This window comes from Micromonospora purpureochromogenes, assembly GCF_900091515.1.
Taxonomy (GTDB): Bacteria; Actinomycetota; Actinomycetes; order Mycobacteriales; family Micromonosporaceae; genus Micromonospora; species Micromonospora purpureochromogenes.
The window spans coordinates 5,786,804-5,812,877 of the sequence record NZ_LT607410.1 but is presented as its reverse complement, the minus strand read 5'-3'; the positions used below and the strand labels follow the sequence as shown (position 1 = coordinate 5,812,877).

The window sequence follows — 26,074 nt, the reverse complement described above, 5'->3', positions numbered from 1 at the left end:
GGACCGACTCACCGGGCGGGCGCAGGGGGAGTCGGAGGCGTCGGCGTGACCGCAGGACAATAGACTCGCTCCGGTCACCGCGCGTCATCTCCGATCGCGCGGCCGGCACACCGAAGACGCAGCAGGACAGCCACGAAGGGGGCACCGATGGCCGCCATCTCCCGCGAGGAGGTCGCGCACCTGGCGCGACTGTCGCGGCTCGCCGTCACCGAGGAGGAGTTGGACGTCTTCGCCGGCCAGCTCGACGTGATCCTCCAGTCGGTGGCCCAGGTCGGCGAGGTCGCCGCGGCGGACATCCCGCCGACCTCCCACTCGGTGCCGCTGACCAACGTGCTCCGCGAGGACGTGGTGACGCCGTGCCTGACGCCGGAGGAGGCGCTGTCGGGCGCGCCGGACGCCGACCAGCAGCGGTTCCGCGTCCCGCGGATCCTGGACGAGGATGTGGCCTCATGAGCGACCTGACCAGAATGACCGCGACGGAGATCGCCGGTCTCGTCGCCAGCGGTGAGACCTCCGCCGTCGAGGTGACGCAGGCCCACCTGGGCCGGATCGCCGCCGTCGACGACCAGGTGCACGCCTTCCTGCACGTCGACACCGAGGGTGCGCTGGCCGCCGCCCGCGCGGTCGACGAGCGCCGGGCCGCCGGCGAGGAGCTGGGCCCGCTGGCCGGCGTGCCGGTCGCCGTCAAGGACGTGCTCACCACCAAGGGCGTGCCGACCACCGTCGGGTCCAAGATCCTCGAGGGGTGGCGCCCGCCGTACGACTCGACGATCGTGCAGCGGCTGCGCGACGCCGGCACGGTGATGCTCGGCAAGACCAACATGGACGAGTTCGCGATGGGCTCCTCCACCGAGTACTCCGCGTACGGCCCGACCCACAACCCGTGGGACCTGGACCGGATCCCGGGCGGCTCGGGTGGCGGCAGCGCCGCCGCGCTGGCCGCCTACGAGGCGCCGCTGGCGATCGGCTCGGACACCGGCGGCTCGATCCGCCAGCCTGGCGCGGTCACCGGCACCGTCGGCGCGAAGCCCACCTACGGCGGCACCTCCCGGTACGGCCTGGTGGCGTTCTCCTCGTCGCTGGACACCCCCGGCCCGTGTGCCCGTACGGTGCTCGACGCCGCGCTGCTGCACCAGGTGATCGGCGGGCACGACCCGCGGGACTCGACCTCCATCCCGGCCCCGGTGCCGGACGTGGTGGCCGCCGCGAAGCTCGGCGCCACCGGCGACCTGACCGGCGTGAAGCTCGGCATCGTCACCGAGTTGACCGGGGAGGGCGCGGAGCCGGGCGTGATGGCCGCCTTCCGCGAGTCGGTCGACACCCTGGCCAAGCTGGGCGCCGAGATCGTCGAGGTGTCCTGCCCGCACTTCCGGTACGCCCTGCCGGCGTACTACCTGATCGCGCCCAGCGAGTGCTCCTCCAACCTGGCCCGGTTCGACGGCGTCCGGTTCGGCCTGCGGGTCGGCGACGACGGCAACCGGTCGCTGGAGGAGGTCATGTCGCTGACCCGGGAGGCCGGCTTCGGCGCCGAGGTCAAGCGGCGCATCATGATCGGCACCTACGCCCTCTCCTCGGGCTACTACGACGCCTACTACGGGCAGGCGCAGAAGGTCCGCACCCTGATCACCCGGGACTTCACCGCCGCCTTCGAGCGGGTCGACGCGCTGATCTCGCCGACCACCCCGTTCGTGGCGTTCCCGATCGGCGCGCGCACCTCGGACCCCTACCAGATGTACCTGGCGGACCTGTTCACCATCCCGACCAACCTGTACGGCGGCCCGGGCATCTCGGTGCCCTGCGGCCTCTCCGACGGGCTCCCCGTCGGCCTGCAGGTGATGGCCCCGACGATGGCCGACGACCGGATGTACCGGGTCGCCGCCGCGCTGGAGTCCGTGGTCGGCACGTTCACCCCACCGGCGCTGTGAGGCAGGAGCTCAGATGACCACGACACTGCCCGCGTACGACGAGGTCGTCGCGCGCTACGAACCGGTGATCGGCCTGGAGACCCACGTCGAGCTGGGCACGAACACCAAGATGTTCTGCGGCTGCCCGACCGACTTCGGCGGCGAGCCGAACACCCGGGTCTGCCCGGTCTGCCTGGGCCTGCCCGGCTCGCTGCCGGTGGCCAACAAGGCGGCCATCGAGGCGACCATCCGGATCGGTCTGGCGCTGAACTGCTCCATCGCCGAGTGGTGCCGGTTCGCCCGGAAGAACTACTTCTACCCGGACATGCCGAAGGACTTCCAGATCAGCCAGTACGACGAGCCGCTGTGCTTCGACGGCTACCTGGACGTCGAGATCGGCGGCGAGCTGGTGCGGATCGGCATCGAGCGGGTGCACCTGGAGGAGGACACCGGCAAGACGCTGCACGTCGGTGGCGCCACCGGCCGCATCCACGGCGCGACCGAGTCGCTGGTCGACTACAACCGCGCCGGCATCCCGCTGGTGGAGATCGTCACCAGGCCGGTCCCGGGCACCGGCGCGCTGGCGCCGGACGTGGCCCGGGCGTACGTCACCGAGCTGCGCGACGTGCTCCGCTCGCTGGGCGTCTCCGACGTGCGGATGGAGGAGGGCTCGCTGCGCTGCGACGTGAACACCTCCCTCAACCTGCCCGGCGAGGAGTGGGGCACCCGCACCGAGACCAAGAACGTCAACTCGCTGCGCTCGGTGGAGCGGGCGGTCCGCTCGGAGATGCTGCGGCAGGCCGCCGTGCTCGACGCCGGCGGGAAGATCACCCAGGAGACCCGGCACTTCCACGAGGACACCGGCGACACCACGCCGGGCCGGTCCAAGGAGACCGCCACCGACTACCGGTACTTCCCGGAGCCGGACCTGGTGCCGCTCGCCCCGGACACCGCCTGGGTGGCCGAGCTGAAGGCCGCCCTGCCGGAGCTGCCCCGGCTGCACCGACGCCGGCTGCAGCAGGTGTGGGGCCTGTCCGACCTGGACATGCAGTCGGTGCTCAACGCCGGCGCGGTGGAGCTGATCGAGGCCACCATCGCCGCCGGCGCGACTCCGGCCGCCGCCCGCAAGTGGTGGCTGGGTGAGCTGTCCCGGCGGGCCAACGAGGCCGGCATCGAGCTGGCCGACGTCGGCGCCACCCCGGCGCAGGTCGCCGAGCTCCAGGGCCTGGTCGACGCGGGCAGGCTCAACGACAAGCTGGCCCGTACCGTCCTGGAGGGCGTGGTGGCCGGCGAGGGCTCGCCGACCGAGATCATGGCCAACCGGAACCTGGAGGTCGTCTCCGACACCGGCGCGCTCACCGCCGCCGTGGACGAGGCCATCGCCGCCAACCCGGAGGTCGCGGACAAGATCCGCAGCGGCAAGGTCGCCGCGGCCGGCGCGCTGGTCGGCGCGGTCATGAAGACCACCCGCGGCCAGGCCGACGCCAAGACCGTCCGCGAGCTGATCCTGGAGCGCCTGGGCGCCCAGGGCTGAGCCCGACACGTCGAAGGCCGCCGTCGCAACCCGGCGGCGGCCTTCCCCGCTTCCCCCGAGTACGCGCGATCCGCGTCACCCCTCGCGAGGGCGTCAACGGCGACGCCCGGATGGAGTCACCGTGAACCAGCACGACCTCGACGTCCTCGACGAGATCCAGCGGCGGGTGCTCTGGCTCGCCACCCGGATCGTGGACGCGGCCAACCACGACCGGGACAACGGCGACGGGGTGAAGGTCGGCGGCCACCAGGCCTCCAGCGCCTCGCTGGTCACCGCGATGACCGCGCTCTGGTTCGCCCACCTCGACGCCGAGGACCGGGTCGCGGTCAAGCCGCACGCCTCGCCGGTGTTCCACGCCATCCAGTACCTGCTGGGCAACCTGGACCGGTCGTACCTGCCGAAGCTGCGGGCGCGGGGCGGGCTCCAGTCGTACCCGTCGCGCACCAAGGACCCGGACGAGGTGGACTTCTCCACCGGCTCCGTCGGGCTCGGCGCCGCCGCGCCGCTCTTCGCCGCGGTCACCCGCCGCTACGTCGACGCGCACTTCGGGGCGCGTCCGCACTCCCGGTTCGTCGCCCTGATCGGCGACGCCGAGCTGGACGAGGGGAACATCTGGGAGGCCGTCGCCGACCCGGCCACCACCGGGCTGGGCAACGTGATGTGGCTGGTCGACTTCAACCGCCAGTCGCTCGACCGGGTCGTCCCCGGCATCCGGATCAACCAGTGGCGGGGCCAGTTCGAGGCCGCCGGCTGGCACGTCGTGGAGGTCAAGTACGGCCGCAAGCTCGCCGAGGCGTACGCCCGGCCGGGCGGCGAGGCGCTGCGCGACTGGATCGACCTGATGCCCAACGAGCAGTACCAGTCGCTGTTCGGGCTGGCCGGGCCGGCCCTGCGCAAGCAGTTCCTCGACGGCGCGCCGGCCGAGGTGGGCGCCTTCGTCGCGGACATCGGAGACGACGAGCTGGGCCCGCTGGTGACCGACCTGGGCGGGCACGACCTGGAAGCCATGCTCGACGCGTACGCGCAGTGCGACGCGGTGACCGACCGGCCCAGCGTGGTCTTCGCGTACACCGTCAAGGGGTGGGGGCTGCCGATCGCCGGCAACCCGCGCAACCACTCCGCGCTGCTCAGCACCGAGCAGGTCGACGCGTTGCGCGCCGCCAACGGTCTGACCGCGGAGACCGAGTGGGACCGCCTGGACCCGGCGTCGCACGCCGGCATCCGGGCCGGCGAGCGCCGGGAGGCGCTGTCCCGCGCGCCCCGCGAGCGGTCGCTGGGGGTCACCGTCCCGGAGACCACCCGGGTACGCGCCAACAAGCCCGTCTCCACCCAGGAGGTCTTCGGCCGGGTGCTGGTCGACCTGGCCCGGGACCCCGCCGTCGCGCCGTACCTGGTGACCACCGCGCCGGACGTGGCCACCTCCACCAACCTCGCCGGGTTCATCAACAAGACCGGCGTCTTCGCCCCCACCGAGCAGCGTTCGTGGACCGAGGACCGGATGCTGCGCTGGACGGAGAGCCCCGCCGGCCAGCACATCGAGCTGGGCATCTCGGAGATGAACCTGTTCCTGCTGCTCGGGCAGCTCGGCCTGTCGTGGGACCTGTCGGGGCAGCCGCTGCTGCCGATCGGCACCGTCTACGACCCGTTCGTGCTGCGCGGCCTGGACGCCTTCCTCTACGGCACCTACTCGGGCTCCCGGTTCGTGGTTGCCGGCACCCCGTCGGGCATCACCCTCGCTCCCGAGGGCGGCGCCCACCAGTCGACCATCACCGCCTCCGTCGGTCTGGAACTGCCCGGCGTCACCTTCCTCGAGCCGGCGTACGCGGCCAGCCTGGACTGGCTGCTCTGCGACGCGCTCGGGCAGATGGCCGGCGGGTCGACGCCGGCGGCCACCGCCGCGCCGGCCGAGGACGGGGCGTACTACTTCCGGCTGAGCACCCGGCCGATCGACCAGGCGCCGTTCGAGGCGGCCCGGGCCCGGATCTCCGACGCGGTGCTGCGGCGGCAGGTGGTCGCCGGGGCGTACCGGCTGGTCGACGCGCACCAGGCGTACCCGCAGCTGGCGGACGCCCCGGTGGTCACCCTGGCCGGCTCCGGCGCGGTGCTGCCGGAGGTGCTCGCGGCGGCTGCGGAGCTGGCGGAGGAGGGCATCGCCGCGCACGTGGTGGACGTGACCTCGCTGGACCGGCTCTACCGGGCCTGGCAGCGGACCCTGCGCCAGGGTGTACGGACCGCGACCGTGCCGAGCGTGCCCGGCGCGCTGCGGGCGGCGTTCGGCGACCGGGCCCCGGTGGTGACCGTGCACGACGCCGCCTCGCACGCGATGGCCTGGCTGGGCTCGGCGCTCGGCGTGCCGGCGGTGCCGCTCGGGGTGGACGAGTTCGGCCAGTCCGGCAGCGTCCGCGAGCTGTACGAGCTGCACGACCTGCTGCCCGGCAGCATCGTCAACGCCGCCCTGGCCGCGCTGTCCCTGCGCTGAGCCAGGGGCGCGAAGCCTGAGCCGAGCCCGCCCCGCCGCCATCTGCGGTGGCGGCGGCGGGACCGGCCCGGTTCGGGCCGGGGCACCGGCCGATCGTTGCCGGCCCCCGTCGGGCCGTTTCGGAGCCACCTGCCAATCACCCGGCGTGAGGATCGCGGAGGGTGACGGTTGGCGTGGGTCCGTGGACCTGCAATTGCCCCTTTGCTCTGCTGCCCTCGCAGCAACACCGCTATTGACCAGGGCGTCCCCGACCACGATCTCCAGGTGCTCGGTTACCTTGGGTGACTGTTGCCTCCGCGGCAGCAGAGCAAAGCGCGCGAGTCGGGGTGCCGGTGATGGAGAGAAGCTTGCGCCGGGTGACGATCCCCGAAGCCGAAGCCGAAGCCGAAGCCGAAGCCGAAGCCGGTCCGGCGTCGGCTCGGCAGCCGGCGCTCGGCCGTGGGCCGCTGCCGAGCACGAGCCGGCCGTGCGGCTCGCTGCCGTCCGATGGCGCGGCCGGGGCCGTCAGCGGGTCGGGGTGGGGGTGACGGGGACCGGGGCGCCCTGCGCCGGCTCCTTGACCACGTGGCGTTCCAGGTTGACCTGCGCCTGCCCGGTGCCGCCGACCGTGATGTCGTCGTAGGCCTGGAGCAGTTTCCGCTGGTCGAAGTAGAGCACGGTCATCGACAGCGGGGTCGGCTTCTCGCCCTCCAGACCGCGCAGCCCGGCCCCGCCGGTGGAGCCCTCCACCATCAACTGGGTGGACTGCTTGCCGAGCTGCTGCGGCAGCTTGGACACCTGCCGGGCGTGGGTGTGCCCGGCGAGCACCAGGGGGCAGGTGCCGGAGAGCGGGCCGGCCGAGGCCGGGTCGTGCAGCAGCGCGATGTTGACCGGTCGGGGTGACCGCTGCACGGTGGCGGCGAGCTGCTCACCGGCCCCGATCACCTGCTCGGCAACCTGCTTGGTCAGGCCGCTGCCGGCCGGCGAGGTCTCCTTGTCGGGGGTGAACCGGGGGTCGCCGATCCCGGCGATGGTCAGCCCGGCGACCGTGGTGGTCGAGTTGTTGAGCACGATCGCGTTCGGTTGCCGGGCCACCGCCGCGGCGGTCCGCGAGGAGTCGTGGTTGCCCCGGATGTAGACGTACGGCTTCTTGAGCAGGCCGATCGAGCCCACGAAGGAGGCCTCCGGCTCGCTGCCCCAGTCGGTGATGTCGCCGGTGTCGATCACCACGTCGATGTCGAACTGCTCCACCACCGTGCGGATCAGCTGCCAGCCGGTCGGGTTGAGGTGCATGTCGGAGACGTGCAGCACCCGGGTGGTGCCGGGCGCCGGCTCGTACACCGGCAGCGCCGAGACCGTGGTGTAGAGCTGGCTGACGTTGCCGACGATGCGTTGCAACTGCTCGGCGTAGCGCGAGTAGTCGTTGGCGATGCGGCGGGCGTCGCCGACGATCGCCGGGGCGTTGACCAGCAGCCCCTCGTACCGTGGCTCCTCGATCGCCTGGGGGCGCAGGGTGCCCGCGGCGAGCCCCAGGCTGCCGGCGGTGGCCGCCAGCGCGAGCCCGGTGGACCAGGCGGTGCGGCGGACGTCCCGGAAGATCAGCCCGGCCAGCAGCAGCGTGGCCAGCACGGCCGACCCGGCGGTACGCAGCCCGAGCCGCATCACGCCGTCGCGGACGTCCTCGACCGCCGACAGGCTGGCCCGGTTGATGCTGGCCGGGTCGTCGATCAGCGCCTCGGTCTTGCGCTGGTCCAGCGCGCCCAGCCGGACGGTCAGGTGGGTCGGCCCGTCGTGGCTGTCGAGTTGGAGCGCGCCCAGCGGCGGGACGTCGACAGTGGTGCTGCCCTTGACCGCCGGGGCGAGGGTGAGGTTGGCCCGGAACGGGCCGATGTCGGTGTTCACCCGGCCGCCGGCCAGCACCCCGATCACTGCCCCGGCCAGCGCGACCGTCAGGACGGCGAGCACCACGCCCACCCGCCGGGCCCATCCCGACCGGCCCGCCCGGCCGGCCCGGTCCCGCCCGGGCCGCCAGCGTCGCTCACGCCGGGCCGGGGGAGTGTCCTCGTCCCCAAGCCCGCGCTGCTCGTTCTCCCCACCGTCCATGCTGAGATTCTCACCTGCCCAATGATGGATCTTGGCAAACCCCACGGACGGCGGCGCGTTCCGCGCTGAAACTCCCGGTGTGTCGCGCCTCCCGGCGGCTCGTGACAGCCGTTCGGCCGGTGCTCAGCTGCGCCCGGCGCCACCGTCGGCGAAGACCAGCCGCAGCAGCCGGTCGTCCTCCGGCGCCGGCTCGCCCCGCCCGTCGTGGTTGGACGTGGAGACCCAGAGCGAGCCGTCCGGGGCGGCGGCCACCGCCCGCAGCCGACCGTACCGGCCGGCCAGCAGCTGGCGGGGCTGCCCGAGCACGGTGCCGGTGTCGGTCAGCTCGACCAGCCACAGCCGCTCGCCGCGCAGGCAGGCGGTGACCAGCAGCCGGCCCGTCGCGGCCAGCCCCGAGCAGGATGCCTCCGCGGTGCGCCACTGCACGATCGGGTCGGCGTACCGCTTGTCGGCGGCCTGCCCCTCGACGGTGGGCCAGCCGTGGTTGGCGCCCTTGTCGATCCGGTTGATCTCGTCCCAGGTGTTCTGGCCGAACTCGGTGGCGTACATCCGCTTGCCCGCGTCCCAGGCCATGCCCTGCACGTTGCGGTGCCCCAGCGACCACACCGGCGAGTCGGGGAACGGGTTGCCGGGCGCCGGTCTGCCGTCGGCGGTGATCCGCAGGATCTTGCCGCCGAGGCTCTTCCGGTCCTGCGCGAAGTTCCGGTTACCGGCGTCACCGGTGCTCACGTAGAGCTGCCCGTCCGGGCCGAAGGCCAGCCCGCCGCCGTCGTGGTTGCCCGCCTTCGGGATGCCGGTGAGGATCGGCGTCGGCGTGCCGCCGAGCTTCAGCCGGGCGACCCGGTTGTCCCGCTCGGTGGTGTAGTAGACGAAGACGGTCTCGTCCTTGGCGTACGCGGGGGAGACCGCGATGCCGAGCAGCCCCGCCTCGCCGCCGGCCGCCACGTCCGGCACGGTCTGCACCGGCGCGACCCGCAGCCCCTCCGTTCCGGACTCCGGGCCGACCTTGAGGATCCGCCCACTGTCCCGCTCGGTGACCAGGGCGCCGCCGTCCGGCAGGAACGCGATGCCCCACGGCACCCGCAGTCCCTTGGCCAGGACCGTGGCGACCACCTCCTGACCGGCGCCGCCGGCGCTGGCCGACGCGGACGGGGTGGGCAGGTTGGGCGGCTCGCCGGCCGGGTCCGGCTCCGGCGGGCCGAAGCTGCACCCGGAGGTGGCCAGCAGCAGCGCCGCGCAGGACGCCGCCAGCGCCGCACGACGGCGGCCGGTGCGGGGGTACGGGGGACGGGCGCTCACCCGGCCCAGCCTAGCCCGCGAATCCGGACTCCCCGGGCGACCGGCGACGGTCGAGGACGTCGCGACCCGCTCAGCGGGCCCGGACGGCGAGCAGCGCGACGTCGTCCTCGCGCCGGTCTGAGGAGGCGAGCAGCAGGTCGCACAGGTCGGCGAGGGGGAGCGGGCCGGTGCCGGCGAGTCGGCTCAGCAGCTCGGCCAGCCCCTCGTCGATGGAGCGGTCCCGGCGCTCGATCAGCCCGTCGGTGTAGAGCAGCAGGGTGTCCCCCACCGCCAGGGTGGTCTCCTGGCTGCTGCGGGGGATCGGCCGGGCGAAGCCCAGCAGCGGCTCCCGTCGACCGCCGAGGACCCGGACCACGCCCTCGGCGTCGACCAGCAGCGGCGGTGGGTGTCCGGCGTTGCACCAGCTCACGGTCAGGCCGCCGGCCGCGCGGGGACGCAGCCGGGCCAGGGTGGCCGTGGCGGCGGCCGGGATGCGCAGCCCGGAGATGGCCCGGTCCAGCCGGATCATCAGCTCGTCCACCGGGTCGGTCCGGCCGAAGGCGTTGCCCCGGACCAGGTTGCGCAGCTGGCCCATGGTCGCGGCGGCCTCGATGTCGTGGCCGGCGACGTCACCGATCGCCACGACCAGGTCGCCGTCGGGCTGGACGAAGGCGTCGTACCAGTCCCCGCCCACCTCGACCCGGTCCGCCACCGGCTGGTAGCGGGCGGCCAGCTGGACCCGGGGGCTCTCCGGCAGGACCGGCAGCATGCTGTGCTGGAGCACCTCGGCCACGTGCCGCTGCTCGTCGTACATCCAGCTGTTGCCGAGCGCCTGGCCGGCCCGACGGCCGATCTCCAGGGCGATGTGCAGGTCACTGTCGTCGAACGGCCGCCGCCCCGGGCCGTTGATCAGCGTCACGCAGCCGACCACCGCACCGCGCCCGGGCGCCGGCACCGGCACCGACAGGTGCGACGCGAAGCCGAGCTGCTCGGCGAGCGACACCATCTCCGGGTCGGTGGTGGCCGCCGGACGTCGTCCAGGGTGGCCGCGCTGCCCAGCACGGGCTGGCCGGTGCGCAGCACCGTACGGGTGATCGACTGTGGGCCGAGGCCGGTCGTCATCAGTTCGGCGAAGCGGCCGACCTGGGCGGCCCACTCCGGGTCCCGGTGCAGGGCGGTGACCCGGCGTGGCGCGCCCGCCCGGTCGACCAGCGTCACCAGCGCCCAGTCGGCCAGCAGCGGCACCACGGCCGCGGTCAGCCGGTCCACCGCGGTGGCCACGTCGAGGGTGCCCGTCAGGGTCTCGCTCAGCGCGGAGAGCAGCTTGAGTCGCTCGTGCGCCTCCTCGACCCGCCGCCGGGCCTCCTCCGCGCCGTCGAGCGCGATCCGCAGCCGCAGCTCCGACGAGCACGCGGCGGCGAGGTCGGCCAGGGTACGCAGCTGGTGGGCGGTCCACGCGCGGGGCTTGCTGTCGATGGCGCACAGCGAGCCGAGCACCCGGCCGTCCAGGTCGGTCAGCGGCATCCCCGCGTACGCGACCACGCCCAGCTCCGCGATGGCCAGGTTGTGCCACACCCGGGGATAGAGCCGGGCGTCGGGCAGCACCATCGGGATCTCGATGTCCACCACGTGCTGGCAGAACGAGTGGCTCAGCGGGGTCTGCCGACGGGCCGCCCACGGCTCCGGCAGGCCGACCGCGCCCGGGAAGAACTGCCGTTCGCCGGTGACCAGCGACACCAGCGCGACCGGCACCTCCAGCAGGTCGCTCACCAGCCGGGCGAAGCGGTCGAACGCCTCGTCGGGTTCGGCGTCCAGGCCGGTCTCGGCGAGCGAGCGCAGCCGCGCCGGGTCCGTCAGCGCGGGCATGTCCACCGCGGGCAGCGGACCGCGACGGTGCGGGGAGCGCTCGGACATCGGTCACCTGTCTGCGGGCGTGCGGGGCACCGGGTTGCGCTCCGACCCTCGGTTATACCCGGCAGGCGGCGGTGCCGCCCACGGGCGGCGTCGCCCGCCGCCCGCCCCCGATGAGCCGGTCCGCCGGGACCGGGTCGGGTCGCGGTCGCTATCGTCGGCGGACGTGAAGGTATGGATTCCGCACGAGGCCGGGGTCGGGTTGCTCGGCGAGGCGCCCGCGGGAGTCACCGTCCAGGCGTGGACGGACCCGCAACGCCCGCCGTCGGACCCGGCCGGGGTGCGGTTCTGGGTGCCGCCGTTCCTGGCCGCCGGGGACACCGCCGCGATGCTGGCGCGGCTGCCGGACCTGGCGGTGGTCCAGCTCCTCTCCGCCGGGGCGGACGCCTGGGTCGGCCGGGTGCCGGCCGGGGTGACCCTCTGCGACGCGCGGGGCGTGCACGACGCCGGCACCGCCGAGTGGGTGCTCACCGCGATCCTGGCCCAGCTGCGCGGGTTCCCCGCGATGGCCCGGGCCCAGGCCCGCCGGGAGTGGGCGTACGACGAGGTCGCACCGACCGACGAGCTGACCGGCAAGCGGGTGCTGATCGTCGGCGCCGGCTCGATCGGCGCGGCGGTGCACGCCCGGCTGGCCCCGTTCGACGTCACCGTCACGCTGGTCGCCCGCACCGCCCGTCCGGCCGACGGCGTGCACGGGGTGGACGAGCTGCCCCGGCTGCTGCCGGAGGCGGAGGTGGTGGTGCTGCTGGTGCCGCTGACCGAGCAGACCAGGGGCATGGTGGACGCGGCCTTCCTCGCCGCGATGCCCGACGGCGCGCTGCTGGTGAACGCGGCCCGGGGCCCGGTGGCCCGGACGGAGGCGCTGGTGGCGGAGCTGTCCAGCGGCCGGCTGCGGGCCGCGCTGGACGTCACCGATCCCGAGCCGCTGCCCGCCGACCATCCGCTGTGGGAGCTGCCCAACGTGCTGCTCACCCCGCACGTCGCCGGCTCGGTACGCGGCCTGCTGCCGCGGGCGTACCGGCTGGTGGGTGCGCAGCTGCGGCGGTTCGCCGCGGGGGAGCCGCTGGTCAACACGGTGACCGACGGCTACTGAGCGGGCTCAGCGCTCGCCGGGCAGGTGCTGCCCGGTGGCGGAGACCAGCCGGGGCAGGTCGGTGCCGCGCACCGCGGGCAGCATGACCTCCTGCCCGTCGTCGAGGCGGGCGACGGCGCGGCCGCGGGGGTCGGCGGTCAGCTCGACGACCCGGTCCCAGGCGATCCGGCGGCTGCCGGCCACGGCCCGCAGCCGCAGCTCCCGCCGGTCGGCGTCGGTGCCCGCCCGCCACGCCCACAGCGCGACGGCCAGCGGGATCAGCAGCACCGGCAGCAGGTACCACTCGGCGGTGGCCAGCGGCAGGGCGCCGATGAAGGCGACGATCGCCGCGACCAGGATGGCCTGGTTGTACCGGAAGCGGATGGTGTCGGCGCTACTCACCCTCCGATGATCCCACCCCGGCACGGCCCCGCTCCGCCCGGGCGGTGGACGGTGACCGGCGCCATCCGGCAGTGACATGGGTCACTGCGCGGGGCCGTAACCGAGGTTCCGATCCGTCGTTGGCGGGGGTGGTGGGTGTCGGATATCTGTCCTGTGTCCCGTCCCGCCCGCATCGCCGCACCGCCCCGTGTCCCCCTCACGAAGGCGACCGTCGTGCCTCACGCGTACCTGGTCCACCGCCCCGCGCCCGCGGTGGCCGCCCTGCTGGCGGCGGCCGCACTGCTGGCCGCCGCCGCCCTGGCCGGCGTGCTGCCACCGCTGGCCGCCACGACGCTTGCCGGCGCGGCCGGCTGCGCCCTGGCCGGTGTCCGACTCTCCCGGGAGGCCGCCGCCGGTGGCGGCCGGGACCGGCGGGCGCCGCGTCGCCGGCGGGCCGCCGCGCTGCTCGACGCCGCCGTGCTGGTGGTCGGCCTGACCGTCGCCGTCCTGCCGCTGGCCGCCGGGGAACAGCGCGCGAACGTCGCGGCCCACGGGTTGGCCGCCGCGACCCTGCTGTACGGCGGCGGCCTGCTCCTGCTCCCCGGCCACTCCCGGCTGGCGCCCCGGGTCCGGCTGCGCCGGACCGTCGACGTGCTCGGGCTCGGCACCGCCCTGCTGTTCGCCGGGTGGGTGCTGTTGCCGCCGGGTGACGTCCCCCCGTTGGCCCGCGCCGTCACGGTGCTCGGTGCGGGCGGGCTCGCCGTGCTGCTGGTGAGCGCGCTGGCCGAGCGGCGCCGTCGGCCCGGCGCGGCGCTCTGTCGGGCCGGGGCGGCGACCGCCCTGCTCGGCCTGGCCGACCTGGTGGTGCTGCTGGCCTACCGGGCGCCGGCCGTGACGACGCTGACCGCGGTCGCGCCGCTGCTGGCGGGTGCCCTGTTCACCGCCGCCGGGATGGCGCGGGTGTCGGCCGGGGATCCGGCGCTGGGCACCGGTCCGCCACCGGCCTGGCCCCGGGTGACCGCGCCGGCCGCGGTGGCCACCCTCGCCGCCGGGTACCACCTCTGGGCGGTCGGCAGCTTCACGCCGACCGCGGTCCTGCTCGGGCTCGCGGTGATCCCGCCGCTGGTCGGGCGGGAGCTGATCACCGCCGCCGACAACCGGCACTGGGCCAGTCGGCTGGCCGCCCGGGAGGCGCACTTCCGGGCGCTGGTCTCCGGTGGCCGCGACCTGATTCTGCTGCTCGACGACGAGCTGCGGGTGCGCTGGCTCTCCGCGGCCGGCGCCCGGTGGTTCGGGCTGCGCGACGACGAGGTGCGCGGCCGGCGGCTGGCCGACCTGCTGCACCCCGACGACGCGCCGGGCGCGCTCGGCCGGCTCGCCGCGCCCCGGGGCGGCCAGGAGCCGCTGCTGCTGGTGGCTCGGATGGCCACCGGCGACGGGGGCTGGCGGGAGACCGAGTCGACCGTGAGCGACCTGCGCGGGGTGCCCGAGGTCGACGCGGTGGTGCTGCACGTGCGTGACATCGGCGAGCGGCGCCGGTTGGAACGCGAGCTGCACCGGCTGGCCGCCACCGACCAGCTCACCGGCCTGGCCAACCGGCGCGAGCTGATCCGGGCGCTCGTCGCGCGCGGCGGCGGCCCGGGCGCGCTGCTGCTGGTGGAGGTGCACGGCCTCGGCGCGGTGACCGAGGGAGTGGGGCCGTCGGCGGCGGACGGCCTGCTGCTCACGGCCGCCCGCCGGCTGCGCGACGTGGTCGGCCCGCACGACCTGGTGGCCCGGTTGGCCGGCGAGGAGTTCGCCGTGCTCACCAACGCCGGTCCGGTGCCGGCGTACGCGCTGGGTGGCCGCCTGGTCGCCGCGCTCGGCGAGCCCTGTCCGACGCCCGGGTCGATGGTGCGGCTGCGGGTGAGCGTCGGCCTGGCCGAGCTGGCCGGCACCGGGCCGGAGGACGCGCTGCGCCAGGCGGATCTGGCCCGGCGGCGCGCCGTCCAGCTCGGCCGCAACCGGGTCGAGTGGTACGACGCCTACCTGGAGGAGCAGCTGGTCCGCCGGCTGGACCTGGAGCGAGAGCTGCCCGGCGCGGCCACCCGGGGCGAGCTGGACCTGGTCTACCAGCCGGTGCTGGGGCTGGCCGACCGGCAGCCGGTCGGCACCGAGGCGCTGCTGCGCTGGCGCAGCCCGGTGCTGGGCACCGTGCTCCCGGCCGAGCTGCTGCCGGTGGCCGAGGACCTCGACCTCGTCGGTGAGCTGGGACGCTGGGTGCTGGACCGGGCCTGCCGGCAGCTCGCCAGCTGGTCGACCGGGGGCCGGGAGCTCTGGATGGCGGTCAACGTGACCCCCCGGGAGCTGCTGGCCCCGGATTTCCTGCCCGGGGTGGCCGCCACGCTGGCCGGGCACGGAGTGCCGGCGCACCGGCTGGTGGTCGAGGTGGCGGAGCCCCGGATCGGCCGGGACCTGCCCACCGTGGTGGCCCGACTGGCCGGCCTGCGGTCGCTGGGGGCGCGCACCGCGCTGGACGACTTCCGCGCCGAGCACGCCTCCCTGGCCCAGCTGCGCCGGCTCCCGATCGACCTGCTCAAGGTCCGGCCGCAGCTGGTGGGGTCGGCGCACGACCCGCAGCGACCGCTGATCGACGTGGTGGTCAGCCTCGGCGAACGGCTCGGCCTGTCGGTGGTGGTGGAGGAGCTGGAGTCCGACGCCGACGTCGACCGGGCGCGGCGGGCCGGGTGCCCGTACGGCCAGGGGTTCGCGCTGGCCCGGCCGGCCACGGCGGAGCGGGTGGAGGCGTACTTCGAGGAGTTCCCGTCCGCCTCCCGCTGACCGGGGCTGTCAGCAAATGCTGAACCGGTTCACCTGACCCGGGGCGGCGCGGTGCTGCCGCGCGGGGTCAGGTGGGCGGTCTCGTCCTGCAGGCCGCTCACCGGCTCGCCGGCGATCACCGCCAGCAGCTGCCGCGCGGCGTGCGCGCCGTACGCCGGGATGTCCCGCCCCAGCGCGGTCAGCGGCGGGTGCACCAGCTGGCAGAGCGGCGAGTCGTCCCAGGCCACGATCGAGAGGTCGCCGGGGACGGCCAGCCCCATCTCCTGCGCCACCGAGAGCCCGGCGATCGCCATGACGTCGTTGTCGTAGATCACCGCGGTGGGGCGGTTGGCGGAGCTGAGCAGGCGGCGGGTGGCGCGGGCGCCCTCCTCGCCGGTGTAGTCGGACCAGACGGTGACGGCGTCGGCCAGCCCGAGCCGCCGGCACACCTCGGCGAAGGCGTCGGTGCGGATCTCGGTGTGCAGCAGCGAGGGCAGGCCGCCGACCCGGGCGATCCGCCGGTGCCCGAGGGCGACCAGGTATTCGACCGTTTCCACCAGTGCCGCCGCGTCGTCCGACCAGACGCTGGCCAGGCTGCCGGTGTGGCCGGGTCCGCCGATCACCACGGCCGGCAGTTGCAGCTCCTCCAGGGCCGGCACCCGCCGGTCGTCGGTGCGCAGGTCGCAGACGAAGACGCCGTCGACGCGCCGTTCGGCCCACCAGCGGCGGTAGACCGCGATCTCCGCCTCCTGGTCGGCCACCACTTGCAGGGTGAGCGCGTACGACCGGGCGGAGAGTTCCGCCTCGACGCCGCTGATCAGCTCCATGAAGAACGGCTCGATGCCCAGTATCCGGGCGGGCCGGCACAGGGCCAGGCCGACGGCGTTGGCGGTGGCGCCGGAGAGCGCGCGGGCGGCGCTGCTCGGGCTGAACCCGATCTCGGTGGCGATGGCCAGGATCCGTTGACGGGTGGCCTCCGAGACGCCCGGCTGCCCGTTGAGCGCGTACGACACCGCGCCCTTGGACACCCCGGCACGTCGCGCGACGTCGGCGATGGTCGGCCGCTTCACCGGCGTGCTCCTCAATCCTCGCGGCCCCTGGGCCGGTCCCACGGCGCCGGGATCACCGGCGGCCCTCACGCTACCCCGACCCGGTCGGGGGGACGTCCTTCCGGATCGGCGGACAGCGGGCCTGCTGAACGATCACTTGCGCGGTTGAGCGTACGGCCCGTACGGTGGCCTCACTTATCCGGTTCAGTGGACGTCTCTCGATATAGGGAGCGTTCCCGCTTGGCGCGCGGAATCATGAAAGGCGCGGTGAAGTCGTGACCCGGCAGACGTTGCACGAGGGCTGGACGCTGCGGGCCGTACCGGGGTCGCAGGTGCCGGACGGGATCGCCGGCCGGGCGGTGCCCGGCACCGTGCCCGGCTGCGTGCACACCGACCTGCTGGCCGCAGGCCTGATCCCCGACCCGTTCGTCGACGACAACGAGACGGCGCTGGCCTGGATCGGGCGCACCGACTGGGTCTACGAGACCACCTTCGACCGGCGGGCCGGCGACGACCAGCGGGTCGACCTGATCTGCGCCGGCCTCGACACGGTCGCCACGATCACCCTGAACGGGGTCGAGGTCGGCCGCACCGAGAACATGCACCGCGGCCACCGGTTCGCCGTCGGCGCGCTGCTGGGCCCGGGGGCGAACACGCTGACCGTCCGGTTCGACTCGGCGTACCGCTACGCGCAACGGCATCGGGACGCCCTCGGCGACCGGCCGAACGCGTACCCGGAGCCGTTCCAGTTCATTCGCAAGATGGCCTGCAACTTCGGCTGGGACTGGGGACCGACCCTCGTCACCGCCGGCATCTGGCAGGAGATCGGCCTGCACGCCTGGTCCACCGCCCGGCTCGCCACCGTCCGTCCGCTGGTCACTGTCGCCGGCGGGGTGGGACGGGTCGAACTGCACGTCGAGGTGGAGCGGGTCGTGGCCACCCCGTTGACCGTCCGGGCCGCGGTCGCCGGCGCGGCCGTCGAGGCCGTCGTCCCGGCGGGGGAGCGCACGGCGGTGGCGGCCCTCACCGTCCGCGACCCCGAGCTGTGGTGGCCCCGGGGGTACGGCGAGCAGGCGCTGCACCGGCTCGACGTCACGCTCTGCGCGCCGGACGGCCGGACCCTGGACGCCTGGTCCCGCCGGATCGGCTTCCGGTCGGTACGCCTCGACACCACCCCGGACGCCCACGGCACCCCCTTCGCGCTGCACGTCAACGACACCCCGGTCTTCGTTCGCGGGATCAACTGGATCCCCGACGACCCCTTCCCCAGCCGGATCACCCGGGAGCGGCTGGCGCACCGGCTCGACCAGGCCGCCGGAGCCGGGGTGAACCTGCTGCGGGTCTGGGGCGGCGGCCGGTACGAGTCGGAGGACTTCTACGACCTCGCCGACGAGCTGGGGATCCTCGTGCAGCAGGATTTCCTCTTCGCCTGCGCGGCGTACCCGGAGGAGGAGCCGTTCGGCACCGAGGTGGCCGCCGAGGCGACCGAGCAGGTCACCCGGCTGGCCGGCCACCCGTCGCTGGTGCTCTGGACGGGCAACAACGAGAACATCTGGGGCTGGTACGACTGGGACTGGCAGGAGCCGCTGGCCGGGCGCACCTGGGGGCGGGGCTACTACCTCGACCTGCTGCCCCGGATCGTCGGCGAGCTGGACCCGACCCGGCCGTACTGGCCGGGCAGCCCGTGGTCGGGCAGCGAGGAGATCCACCCCAACGACCCGGCGCACGGCACCACGCACATCTGGGACGTCTGGAACACCGACGACTACCCGAAGTACCGCGAGTACGTGCCCCGCTTCGTCGCCGAGTTCGGCTACCAGGCACCCGCGGCGTACGCGACGCTGCGCCGGGCGCTGACCGACGAGCCGCTCGCGCCCGACTCGCCGGGCATGGCGCACCACCAGAAGGCCACCGACGGCGACGCCAAGCTCCAGCGTGGGCTCGACGCCCACCTGCCCGAGCCGGCGGACTTCGACGACTGGCACTACCTCACCCAGCTCAACCAGGCGCGGGCCATCCAGCTCGGGGTGGAGCACTTCCGTTCGCACCGGGACGTCTGCGCCGGCACCATCGTCTGGCAGCTCAACGACTGCTGGCCGGTGACCTCGTGGTCGGCGATCGACGGCGACGGCCGCCGCAAGCCGCTCTGGTACGCCCTGCGCCGGGCGTACGCGGACCGGCTGCTCACCGTCCAGCCGCGCGACGGCGGGCTGGCCCTGGTGGCGGTCAACGAGACCGGCGAGCCGTGGCGGGCCCCGGCGACGGTCACCCGGCTGACCCTGGCCGGTGAGCCGAGGGCGAAGACGAGGTACCCGCTGGACGTCCCGCCGTACTCGGCGGTGGTGCTGGCGCTGCCCGCGGATCTGGCCGGGCCGGAGGAGGCCCGTCGGGAGCTGCTGGTCGCCGAGGCCGGCGACCGGGCCGAGCGGGCCCTCTGGTTCTTCGCCGAGGACCGGGAGATCGACTGGCCGGCGGCCCGCTTCGACGCGACGGTCGAGCCGGGCGGCGACGGCCGGCGGGTCCGGGTGACCGCCCGGACGGTGCTGCGCGACCTGACCCTCTTCCCGGACCGGCTGGACCCGTCCGCCGAGGTCGACCGGGCGCTGGTCACCCTGCTGCCGGGGGAGTCGACGACCTTCACCGTGTCGGCCGAGCGGCCACTGGACCCGGTGGCGCTGACCGCCCGGCCCGTGCTGCGCTGCGTGAACGACATCATCGGGGCGAGCAGAACCGCCCCGACCGCTTCGGAAGGCGTGCGGGCCTGAGTGGCGTGGGCGCCCGGCCGGGGTAACCGCCCCCGTGGTCGGCGCGGAGGCGGATCCCGCCACGAGCGAGATGCCTGTGGGTCATATTTGTGCCTCTCAGGTATATCGCCGTTTGGGCAGATGCCCTTCCCCCGGCGACACGCCTGCCCACCGCCACTCGACGGTGGGCGTGGCGCACTCCCGTCCCCCCGAAAGTGGCCCGGATCGACCCATGCTTGAAGAACTCTTCAAGTGCTAAAGTGTTCAAGGCGATGACGGTCAACCATGGGATGGGGAGAAGACGGGCGTGTCGGTGCCGCTGTATCAGGCGAAGGCGGAGTTGTTCCGCACCCTGGGGCACCCGGTGCGGATCCGGGTCCTCGAACTGCTCCAGGACGGTCCCAAGCCCGTCCGTGACCTGCTGGCGACCATCGACGTCGAGGCGTCCAACCTCTCCCAGCAGCTCGCCGTGCTACGCCGCGCCGGCCTGGTCACCTCCTACCGGGACGGCCCCCTGGTGATGTACGCGCTCAGCACTCCCGACGTGGCCGACCTGCTGGCCGCCGGGCGGCGCATTCTCGGGGCGGTCCTCACCGACCGCGACGGGCTCCTCGACGAGCTGCGCGCCGACGGGCGCGACCGGTGAGCAGGGCGGTAGCGGGCCACCAACCACCACCGTCCGCCCGTCGGGAGGAGAGCGTCCGCGGACCGGGGGGCTCAGCGCGGGTAGCCGGCTCAGACCGGCGGCAGGGCGTTCCCGGCCTGGTGGGACGGCGCGTGCTCGGGCTGCTTCCCGGCCGCGCCGACTGGGCCGCCGTCCGCCGCTCGCCGCGCCGGGACCTGCTCGCCGGGCTGACCGTGGCGGTGGTCGCGCTGCCCCTGGCCCTGGCGTTCGGGGTCACCTCCGGGCTGGGCGCGCAGGCCGGGCTGGTCACCGCCGTGGTGGCCGGCGCGGTGGCCGCCATCTTCGGCGGCTCGAACCTCCAGGTGTCCGGCCCGACCGGCGCGATGACGGTGGTGCTGGTGCCGGTGGTGCAGCAGTTCGGCCCGACCGGGGTGCTGATGGTCGGCGCGATGGCGGGACTGATCCTGGTCGCCCTGGCGCTGGCCCGCCTCGGCCGGTACGTCCGCTACCTGCCCGCCCCCGTGATCGAGGGCTTCACCGCCGGCATCGCGGTGGTCATCGCCCTGCAACAGGTGCCGGCCGCGCTCGGCGTGACCGACGCCGAGGGCGACCGGGTCTGGGCGGTGGCTGCCGACGCGGTCGTCCGGTTCGTCGTACACCCTCGGCCGGCGGCCGTTGCGGTGGCCCTGGGTGTCGCGGCGCTGATGCTGCTCGGCGCCCGGTGGCGACCCGGACTGCCGTTCTCGCTGCTCGGGGTGGCCGCCGCGACGGTGCTGGCCGAGACCAGCCCGGTCGAGCTGGTCCGGATCGGCGCCCTGCCGCAGGGCCTGCCGGCGCCGTCGCTGGACTTCCTCGACCTGGGCGCGGCCAGTGTGCTGCTGCCATCAGCGCTCGCGGTGGCCGCGCTCGCCGCGCTGGAGAGCCTGCTGTCGGCCACCGTGGCCGATGGGATGACCGTCAGCGAGCGGCACGACCCGGACCGGGAACTCTTCGGCCAGGGCCTGGCCAACCTCGCCTCCCCGCTCTTCGGTGGCATTCCCGCGACCGCCGCGATCGCCCGGACGGCGGTCAACGTCCGCGCCGGGGCGTCCTCGAAACTGGCGGCGCTGACCCATGCCGTCGCGCTCGCGGTGATCGTGCTGGCCGCCGCGCCCCTGGTCGGCCGGATCCCCCTCGCCGCCCTGGCCGGCGTCCTGCTCGCCACGACCGTCCGGATGGTCGAGGCGGGTTCGCTCTGGGCGCTCGCGCGGGCCACCCGGGGCGACGCGCTGGTGCTCGTGCTCACCTTCGCCGTCACGGTCATCTGGGACCTGGTCACCGCCGTCGCGGTCGGCGTTGCCGTCGCGGTTGTCGTCGCGCTGCGCGCAGTGGCCCGCAGCGCGCGGCTGGAGCAGGTCCCGCTCGACGCCGGGGACCACAGCGCCGAGGAACACGCCCTGCTGGCCGAGCACATCGTCGCCTACCGGCTGGACGGGCCGCTCTTCTTCGCCGCCGCCCACACCTTCCTGCTGGAACTCTCCGACGTCGCGGACGTCCGGGTCGTGATCCTGCGGATGTCCCGGGTGTCCACCGTCGACGCCACCGGCGCGCAGGTCCTCGGCGACGCGATCACCCGGTTGCGGGCGCGGGGAATCACCGTGTTGCTCTCCGGCATCACCCCCGGCCACGACCAGGTGCTGGCCACCCTCGGCGTCGCGGACCAGCTGCGCCGGGAGGGCCTGGTCTTCCCGGACACCCCGGCCGCCATTCGCCACGCCCGCCCCATCGCCCTCGGCGTGACGGCCGGGGCCGCGCAGTGAGCGCAAGCAGCGGCTCGGTACGACCTTCGGGCCGAGGGCAGCCGACGCCAGGAACTACTCGGGCACCCGCCGGTACGCGCCGTCGCTGGCCGACGTCGCCATCAAGGCGTACGCGCGCAGCGCCGCCGACACCGGCCGCTGCCGGTCGACCGGGGTGTACGGCCGCTCCCGCTTCTCCTCGGCGACCCGGCGCGCCTGGAGCACGTCGTCGGGCACGTTGAGCTCGATGGACCGGCCGGGGATGTCGATGACGATCTCGTCGCCCTCGGCGACCAGCGCGATCAGGCCGCCCGAGGCCGCCTCGGGGGAGACGTGCCCGATGGAGAGCCCGGAGGTGCCGCCGGAGAAGCGGCCGTCGGTGAGCAGCGCGCAGGCCCGGCCCAGCCCCCGGCCCTTGAGGAACGAGGTGGGGTAGAGCATCTCCTGCATGCCGGGGCCGCCCTTCGGGCCCTCGTAGCGGATCACCACGACGTCCCCGGCGACGACCTGCTTGGCCAGGATCGCCGAGACCGCGTCGTCCTGCGACTCGTAGACCTTCGCCGGGCCGCGGAAGGTCAGGCACTCCTCGGGCACCCCGGCGGTCTTCACCACGCAACCTTCCGGGGCGAGGTTGCCGTACAGGATGGCCAGCCCACCGTCGGCCGAGTACGCGTGCTCCCGGTCCCGGACGCAGCCGCCGGCCGCGTCGGTGTCCAGCGACGACCAGCGGTTGGTGGTGGAGAACGGCTCGGTGGTGCGCACCCCGCCCGGGGCGGCGTGGAACAGCTCGACCGCCTCCGGCGTCGGCGAGCCGCCCCGCACGTCCCAGTCGGCCAGCCAGCGCTCCAGCGAGGGGGAGTGCACGGCGTGCACGTCCCGGTGGAGCAGGCCGGCCCGGTCCAGCTCGCCGAGGATGGCGGGGATGCCGCCGGCCCGGTGCACGTCCTCCATGTGGTACTGCGGCGAGTTCGGCGCGACCTTGGCCAGGCAGGGCACCCGGCGGGAGATCGCGTCGATGTCGGCCACCTGGAAGTCCAGCTCGGCCTCGCGGGCGGCGGCGAGCAGGTGCAGGATCGTGTTGGTCGACCCGCCCATCGCCACGTCCAGGGCGACCGCGTTCTCGAAGGCGGCCCGGCTGGCGACGGCGCGGGGCAGCACCGAGGCGTCGTCGCCGTCGTACCACCGCTTGGCGATCTCCACGGCGGTGCGGCCGGCCTCGACGAAGAGCGACCGGCGCGTGGCGTGGGTGGCCAGCGTCGAGCCGTTGCCCGGCAGCGCCAGGCCGATCGCCTCGGTGAGGCAGTTCATCGAGTTGGCGGTGAACATGCCGGAGCAGGAGCCGCAGGTCGGGCACGCGGAGCGCTCGATCTCGCCGAGCTGGTCGTCGGTGACCGCCTCGTTGGACGAGGCGATCATGGCGTCGATCAGGTCGATCTTGGAGTGCACGATCCCCTCGATCGCCACCGTCTTGCCGGCCTCCATCGGCCCGCCGGAGACGAAGACGGTCGGGATGTTCAGCCGCAGGGCGGCCAGCAGCATCCCTGGGGTGATCTTGTCGCAGTTCGAGATGCAGACCAGGGCGTCGGCGCAGTGCGCGTTGACCATGTACTCGACCGCGTCGGCGATCAACTCCCGGCTGGGCAGCGAGTAGAGCATGCCGCCGTGGCCCATGGCGATGCCGTCGTCGACGGCGATGGTGTTGAACTCGCGGCCCACCCCGCCGGCCTCGGCCACCGCGTCGGCGACCAGGCCGCCGAGGTCCTTCAGATGTACGTGACCCGGGACGAACTGGGTGAAACTGTTGGCGATGGCGACGATCGGCTTGCCGAAGTCGTCGTCGGTCATCCCGGTGGCCCGCCAGAGGGCCCGGGCGCCGGCCATCGTCCGACCGTGGGTGGAGGTCCTCGACCGCAGCTCAGGCATGGATACCAGTCTGGCACCGTCCCGGCGGCGGCCCCCGGCGGTCCGAGCGTGTCCCAACAGATGCACACCCGGTTTCCCGCGCGGGGCCCGGATCCGGCAGAGTTGAGGACGTGCGTTTCCCCCCGGGCATGGTCGCCGTCGCGCTCCCCGGCGCCCTGGTCGCCGTGACCGCCACCGTGCTGCTCGTCGGGTCGGTCCGGCGGCGCAGCGGCCCGGACCGCCGGCCGTACGCGCTGCTGGCCGCCGCCGGCGGGTTCGCCCTGGTCGGCCTGCTGCTCGGGGTGGGCCTGGTGCTCGGTGACCCGCACCACCCGCCGCACCCGGCCCGGCTCACCGGGTGGCCCGTCCTGATCTCCGTCGCGGTGACGCTGAGCGGCCTGGCCGCCGCCGCCGGGCTGCTCCGCCTGCCGGGAGTGGTGGTGTCCCGGCCGGCGACCGCCCGGCTGCTGCTGGACGCGCTGATCGTCGCGACCGCCCTCTGGTTCGTCGGCTGGGTGCTCTTCTCCGCGCCCACCCGGCTGCTCGGCTCCGCCACCCCGGTGGCCTGCCCGGCGATCCTGCTGGCCACGGTCAACACCGCGCTCACCGTCGGGGTGACCCTGACCGTGCTGCTGCGCGCCGCTGGGCCCCGCGGCCGGTTCGGGCTGCTCGGCGCCGGCATCACCGGCAACGCCGCCGGCGGGCTGGGCGTGGCCGCCGGGGTCTGCCAGGGCGGCCCGGGAATGACCCTGACCAGCGCCGGGCTGCTCGCCGTGGGCCTGCTGGCGGTCGCGCTGGCGGTGTACCGGGTCGAGGCGCCGGGGCAGGTCGACGTCGACCTGATCCGCCGGGACGGCGCGTACGCCTTCGTCCCGATGTTCGCGATGGCGGCCTCGGCGATGTACCACCTGGCCCAGGGCGGGCGCTTCGACGCGCTCGCCATCGTCGCCGGCAGCGTCGAGGGGTTCGCGCTGGTGGCCCGGCAGTACCTCACCCTCAACGACATGCGTGGATACGCCGGCCGGCTGGCCGAGCGCGAGAAGCACTTCCGCGAGCTGGCCCACACCGACCCGCTGACCGGGCTGGCCAACCGGCGGGGCCTGCTGCGGGAGCTGCAACGCTGCGCCGACGAGGGCGTCGGCTGCGTGCTGCTCGGGCTCGACCTGGACGGCTTCAAGAACGTCAACGACATGCGCGGCCACGACGTCGGCGACATGGTGCTGGCCGAGGTGGGCCGGCGGCTGAGGGGCAACCTGCGCCCCGGCGACCTGGCCGCCCGGCTCGGCGGCGACGAGTTCGCCGTGCTGATGCGCGGCCGGCCGGCCGACGCCGACGTGGTCGCCGAGCGGCTGCTCGGGGTGCTCGGCCGGGCGTACGAGCAGTCGGGCGGGCCGGTCTTCCTCTCGGTGAGCATCGGGGTGGCCGGCCAGTGCGGCGACGCCGACTCGGTGGCCCTGCTGCGCCACGCCGACCTGGCCCTGCGCTACGCCAAGCAGCGCGGCAAGAACCGCATCGAGCGCTACGACGGCACGCACGACCAGCTGCTGCTGCGGCGGACCCGGCTGGAGCACGAGATGCGCGGCGCGATCGAGCGCGACGAGCTGCGGCTGGTCTTCCAGCCGGTCGCCTCGCTGCCCTCGGTCCGCCCGGTCGGCGCCGAGGCGCTGCTGCGCTGGCACCACCCGGAGCTGGGCAACGTCCGCCCCGACGAGTTCATCCCGCTCGCCGAGGAGTGCGGGATGATCGCCAAGCTGGGCGCCTGGGTGCTGCACCAGGCCTGCTGGCAGCTCTCCCGCTGGCTGGCCGACGGCCACGACGTCTGGGTCTCGGTCAACGTCTCGCCGCGCGAGCTGCACGCCCCGGAGTACGTCGTCCAGGTGGCCGAGGCGCTGCGCGCCCACCACGTGCCGCCGCAGCGGCTGGTGCTGGAGGTCACCGAGCACGCCGTCGCCACCGACCTCGACGAGCTGATCCGGCGGCTGACCGCGCTGCGACGCACCGGGGTGCGGATCGCGCTGGACGACTTCGGCGCGGGCTACTCGTCCCTCGGGCAGCTGCGCCGGCTGCCGATCGACATCCTCAAGATCGACCACAGCCTGGTCGCCGAGCACGAGCCGGTCCGCCCGGTGGACACCGACGGGCCGGCCTTCGCCCCGATGGTCGACATCGTGATGCGCCTCGGGCACCAGCTCGGGCTGGAGGTGATCGCCGAGGGCGTCACCACGCCGACGGAGCTGGCCGCGGTGGTCGCCGCCGGCTGCCGGTTCGGCCAGGGCGCGCTCTTCGGCTGGGGCGTGCCGGCCGAGCACCTGGAGGCGATGCTGGACGCCGCCACCTCGCCCGGCGCCCGCCCGGGGCCGCTGCCGGCCACGCCGTTCGCCGGTGGGCGGACGGTGCCCGCGCCGCGCGTCGGTGGGACGGGATCCGCGCAGGTCGGACCGGTCGCCAAGCCCACGACGGGAGACGGTGTCCCCCGTTCGTGAACCAACATGTGGGATCAGTTGACTCATCGCGTGAGATGCGTCAGGCTGGTCCA

The 26,074-nt window shown here is 74.5% G+C and carries 17 protein-coding genes; 10 read left to right on the top strand and 7 right to left on the bottom strand.

The window, feature by feature from the left end:
* The first annotated feature begins 147 nt into the window (after positions 1-147).
* The 4 genes from gatC (at position 148) to GA0074696_RS26455 (ending at position 5,917) form a co-directional block, all read left to right on the top strand.
* Complete coding sequence (gene gatC, locus GA0074696_RS26470) at positions 148-453, top strand: Asp-tRNA(Asn)/Glu-tRNA(Gln) amidotransferase subunit GatC (protein WP_088963593.1); 306 nt, start codon at positions 148-150, stop codon at positions 451-453.
* The gene (gatA, locus tag GA0074696_RS26465; RefSeq protein ID WP_088963592.1) at positions 450-1,925 is read left to right on the top strand and encodes an Asp-tRNA(Asn)/Glu-tRNA(Gln) amidotransferase subunit GatA; all 1,476 of its coding nucleotides are present in this window, start codon (positions 450-452) and stop codon (positions 1,923-1,925) included. The genes gatC and gatA overlap by 4 nt, the downstream gene beginning before the upstream one ends.
* Before the next feature lie 13 nt (positions 1,926-1,938).
* Entirely contained in the window at positions 1,939-3,438 is a 1,500-nt protein-coding gene (gene gatB, locus GA0074696_RS26460; RefSeq protein ID WP_088963591.1) for an Asp-tRNA(Asn)/Glu-tRNA(Gln) amidotransferase subunit GatB, read from the top strand.
* Positions 3,439-3,559: 121 nt separating this feature from the next.
* A complete protein-coding gene (locus GA0074696_RS26455) occupies positions 3,560-5,917 on the top strand; it encodes a transketolase-like TK C-terminal-containing protein (RefSeq protein WP_088963590.1) in 2,358 nt (785 codons plus the stop codon).
* A 504-nt stretch (positions 5,918-6,421) separates the two neighbouring features.
* On the opposite strand, the gene GA0074696_RS26450 is transcribed toward GA0074696_RS26455, so the two are convergent.
* The 4 genes from GA0074696_RS26450 to GA0074696_RS32065 form a co-directional block, all read right to left on the bottom strand.
* The gene (locus tag GA0074696_RS26450; protein ID WP_088963589.1) at positions 6,422-7,999 is read right to left on the bottom strand and encodes a metallophosphoesterase; all 1,578 of its coding nucleotides are present in this window, start codon (positions 7,997-7,999) and stop codon (positions 6,422-6,424) included.
* 123 nt (positions 8,000-8,122) lie between these two features.
* Positions 8,123-9,298 carry a PQQ-dependent sugar dehydrogenase gene (locus GA0074696_RS26445; protein WP_088963588.1) on the bottom strand — a complete coding sequence of 392 codons (1,176 nt, stop codon included), beginning with the start codon at positions 9,296-9,298 and terminating at the stop codon, positions 8,123-8,125.
* Between the two features lie 70 nt (positions 9,299-9,368).
* Positions 9,369-10,283, bottom strand: coding sequence for a PP2C family protein-serine/threonine phosphatase (locus GA0074696_RS32070; RefSeq protein ID WP_231925158.1), 915 nt, complete (start codon positions 10,281-10,283; stop codon positions 9,369-9,371).
* A complete protein-coding gene (locus GA0074696_RS32065; protein WP_231925157.1) occupies positions 10,193-11,191 on the bottom strand; it encodes a GAF domain-containing protein in 999 nt (332 codons plus the stop codon). The genes GA0074696_RS32070 and GA0074696_RS32065 overlap by 91 nt, the downstream gene beginning before the upstream one ends.
* Positions 11,192-11,354: 163 nt before the next feature.
* On the opposite strand from GA0074696_RS32065, the gene GA0074696_RS26435 reads away from it, so the two are divergent.
* On the top strand, positions 11,355-12,281 hold the full coding sequence (locus GA0074696_RS26435; protein ID WP_088963587.1) for a 2-hydroxyacid dehydrogenase: 927 nt from the start codon (positions 11,355-11,357) through the stop codon (positions 12,279-12,281).
* Between the two features lie 6 nt (positions 12,282-12,287).
* On the opposite strand, the gene GA0074696_RS26430 is transcribed toward GA0074696_RS26435, so the two are convergent.
* Positions 12,288-12,662, bottom strand: coding sequence for a PH domain-containing protein (locus GA0074696_RS26430; RefSeq protein WP_088963586.1), 375 nt, complete (start codon positions 12,660-12,662; stop codon positions 12,288-12,290).
* 213 nt (positions 12,663-12,875) lie between these two features.
* Here GA0074696_RS26430 and GA0074696_RS32355 point away from each other — a divergent pair, with 213 nt between their 5' ends.
* Positions 12,876-15,461, top strand: coding sequence for a putative bifunctional diguanylate cyclase/phosphodiesterase (locus GA0074696_RS32355; RefSeq protein ID WP_269458695.1), 2,586 nt, complete (start codon positions 12,876-12,878; stop codon positions 15,459-15,461).
* A gap of 29 nt (positions 15,462-15,490) precedes the next feature.
* Here the strand turns inward: GA0074696_RS32355 and GA0074696_RS26420 are convergent, their stop codons facing one another.
* On the bottom strand, positions 15,491-16,510 hold the full coding sequence (locus GA0074696_RS26420) for a LacI family DNA-binding transcriptional regulator (protein ID WP_088963584.1): 1,020 nt from the start codon (positions 16,508-16,510) through the stop codon (positions 15,491-15,493).
* A gap of 254 nt (positions 16,511-16,764) precedes the next feature.
* Between GA0074696_RS26420 and GA0074696_RS26415 the strand changes: the two genes are divergently transcribed.
* The 3 genes from GA0074696_RS26415 (at position 16,765) to GA0074696_RS26405 (ending at position 21,657) form a co-directional block, all read left to right on the top strand.
* Positions 16,765-19,254 carry a glycoside hydrolase family 2 protein gene (locus GA0074696_RS26415; RefSeq protein WP_088963583.1) on the top strand — a complete coding sequence of 830 codons (2,490 nt, stop codon included), beginning with the start codon at positions 16,765-16,767 and terminating at the stop codon, positions 19,252-19,254.
* A gap of 286 nt (positions 19,255-19,540) precedes the next feature.
* A complete protein-coding gene (locus GA0074696_RS26410; RefSeq protein ID WP_088963582.1) occupies positions 19,541-19,879 on the top strand; it encodes an ArsR/SmtB family transcription factor in 339 nt (112 codons plus the stop codon).
* 131 nt (positions 19,880-20,010) lie between these two features.
* Complete coding sequence (locus GA0074696_RS26405) at positions 20,011-21,657, top strand: SulP family inorganic anion transporter (RefSeq protein ID WP_231925156.1); 1,647 nt, start codon at positions 20,011-20,013, stop codon at positions 21,655-21,657.
* 54 nt (positions 21,658-21,711) lie between these two features.
* Here the strand turns inward: GA0074696_RS26405 and ilvD are convergent, their stop codons facing one another.
* The gene (gene ilvD / locus GA0074696_RS26400) at positions 21,712-23,559 is read right to left on the bottom strand and encodes a dihydroxy-acid dehydratase (protein ID WP_088963580.1); all 1,848 of its coding nucleotides are present in this window, start codon (positions 23,557-23,559) and stop codon (positions 21,712-21,714) included.
* A 110-nt stretch (positions 23,560-23,669) separates the two neighbouring features.
* Here ilvD and GA0074696_RS26395 point away from each other — a divergent pair, with 110 nt between their 5' ends.
* Positions 23,670-26,021, top strand: coding sequence for a putative bifunctional diguanylate cyclase/phosphodiesterase (locus tag GA0074696_RS26395; protein WP_407940516.1), 2,352 nt, complete (start codon positions 23,670-23,672; stop codon positions 26,019-26,021).
* The last annotated feature ends 53 nt before the right edge of the window (positions 26,022-26,074 follow it).

Excerpts from the sequence above, each read along its gene's own strand:
- GA0074696_RS32065 (WP_231925157.1), bottom strand. The coding sequence starts at position 11,191 with ATGTCCGAGCGCTCCCCGCACCGTCGCGGTCCGCTGCCCGCGGTGGAC.
- gatC (WP_088963593.1), top strand. The coding sequence starts at position 148 with ATGGCCGCCATCTCCCGCGAGGAGGTCGCGCACCTGGCGCGACTGTCG.
- ilvD (WP_088963580.1), bottom strand. The coding sequence starts at position 23,559 with ATGCCTGAGCTGCGGTCGAGGACCTCCACCCACGGTCGGACGATGGCC.
- gatB (WP_088963591.1), top strand. The coding sequence starts at position 1,939 with ATGACCACGACACTGCCCGCGTACGACGAGGTCGTCGCGCGCTACGAA.
- GA0074696_RS32070 (WP_231925158.1), bottom strand. The coding sequence starts at position 10,283 with ATGGTGTCGCTCGCCGAGCAGCTCGGCTTCGCGTCGCACCTGTCGGTG.
- gatA (WP_088963592.1), top strand. The coding sequence starts at position 450 with ATGAGCGACCTGACCAGAATGACCGCGACGGAGATCGCCGGTCTCGTC.
- GA0074696_RS26450 (WP_088963589.1), bottom strand. The coding sequence starts at position 7,999 with ATGGACGGTGGGGAGAACGAGCAGCGCGGGCTTGGGGACGAGGACACT.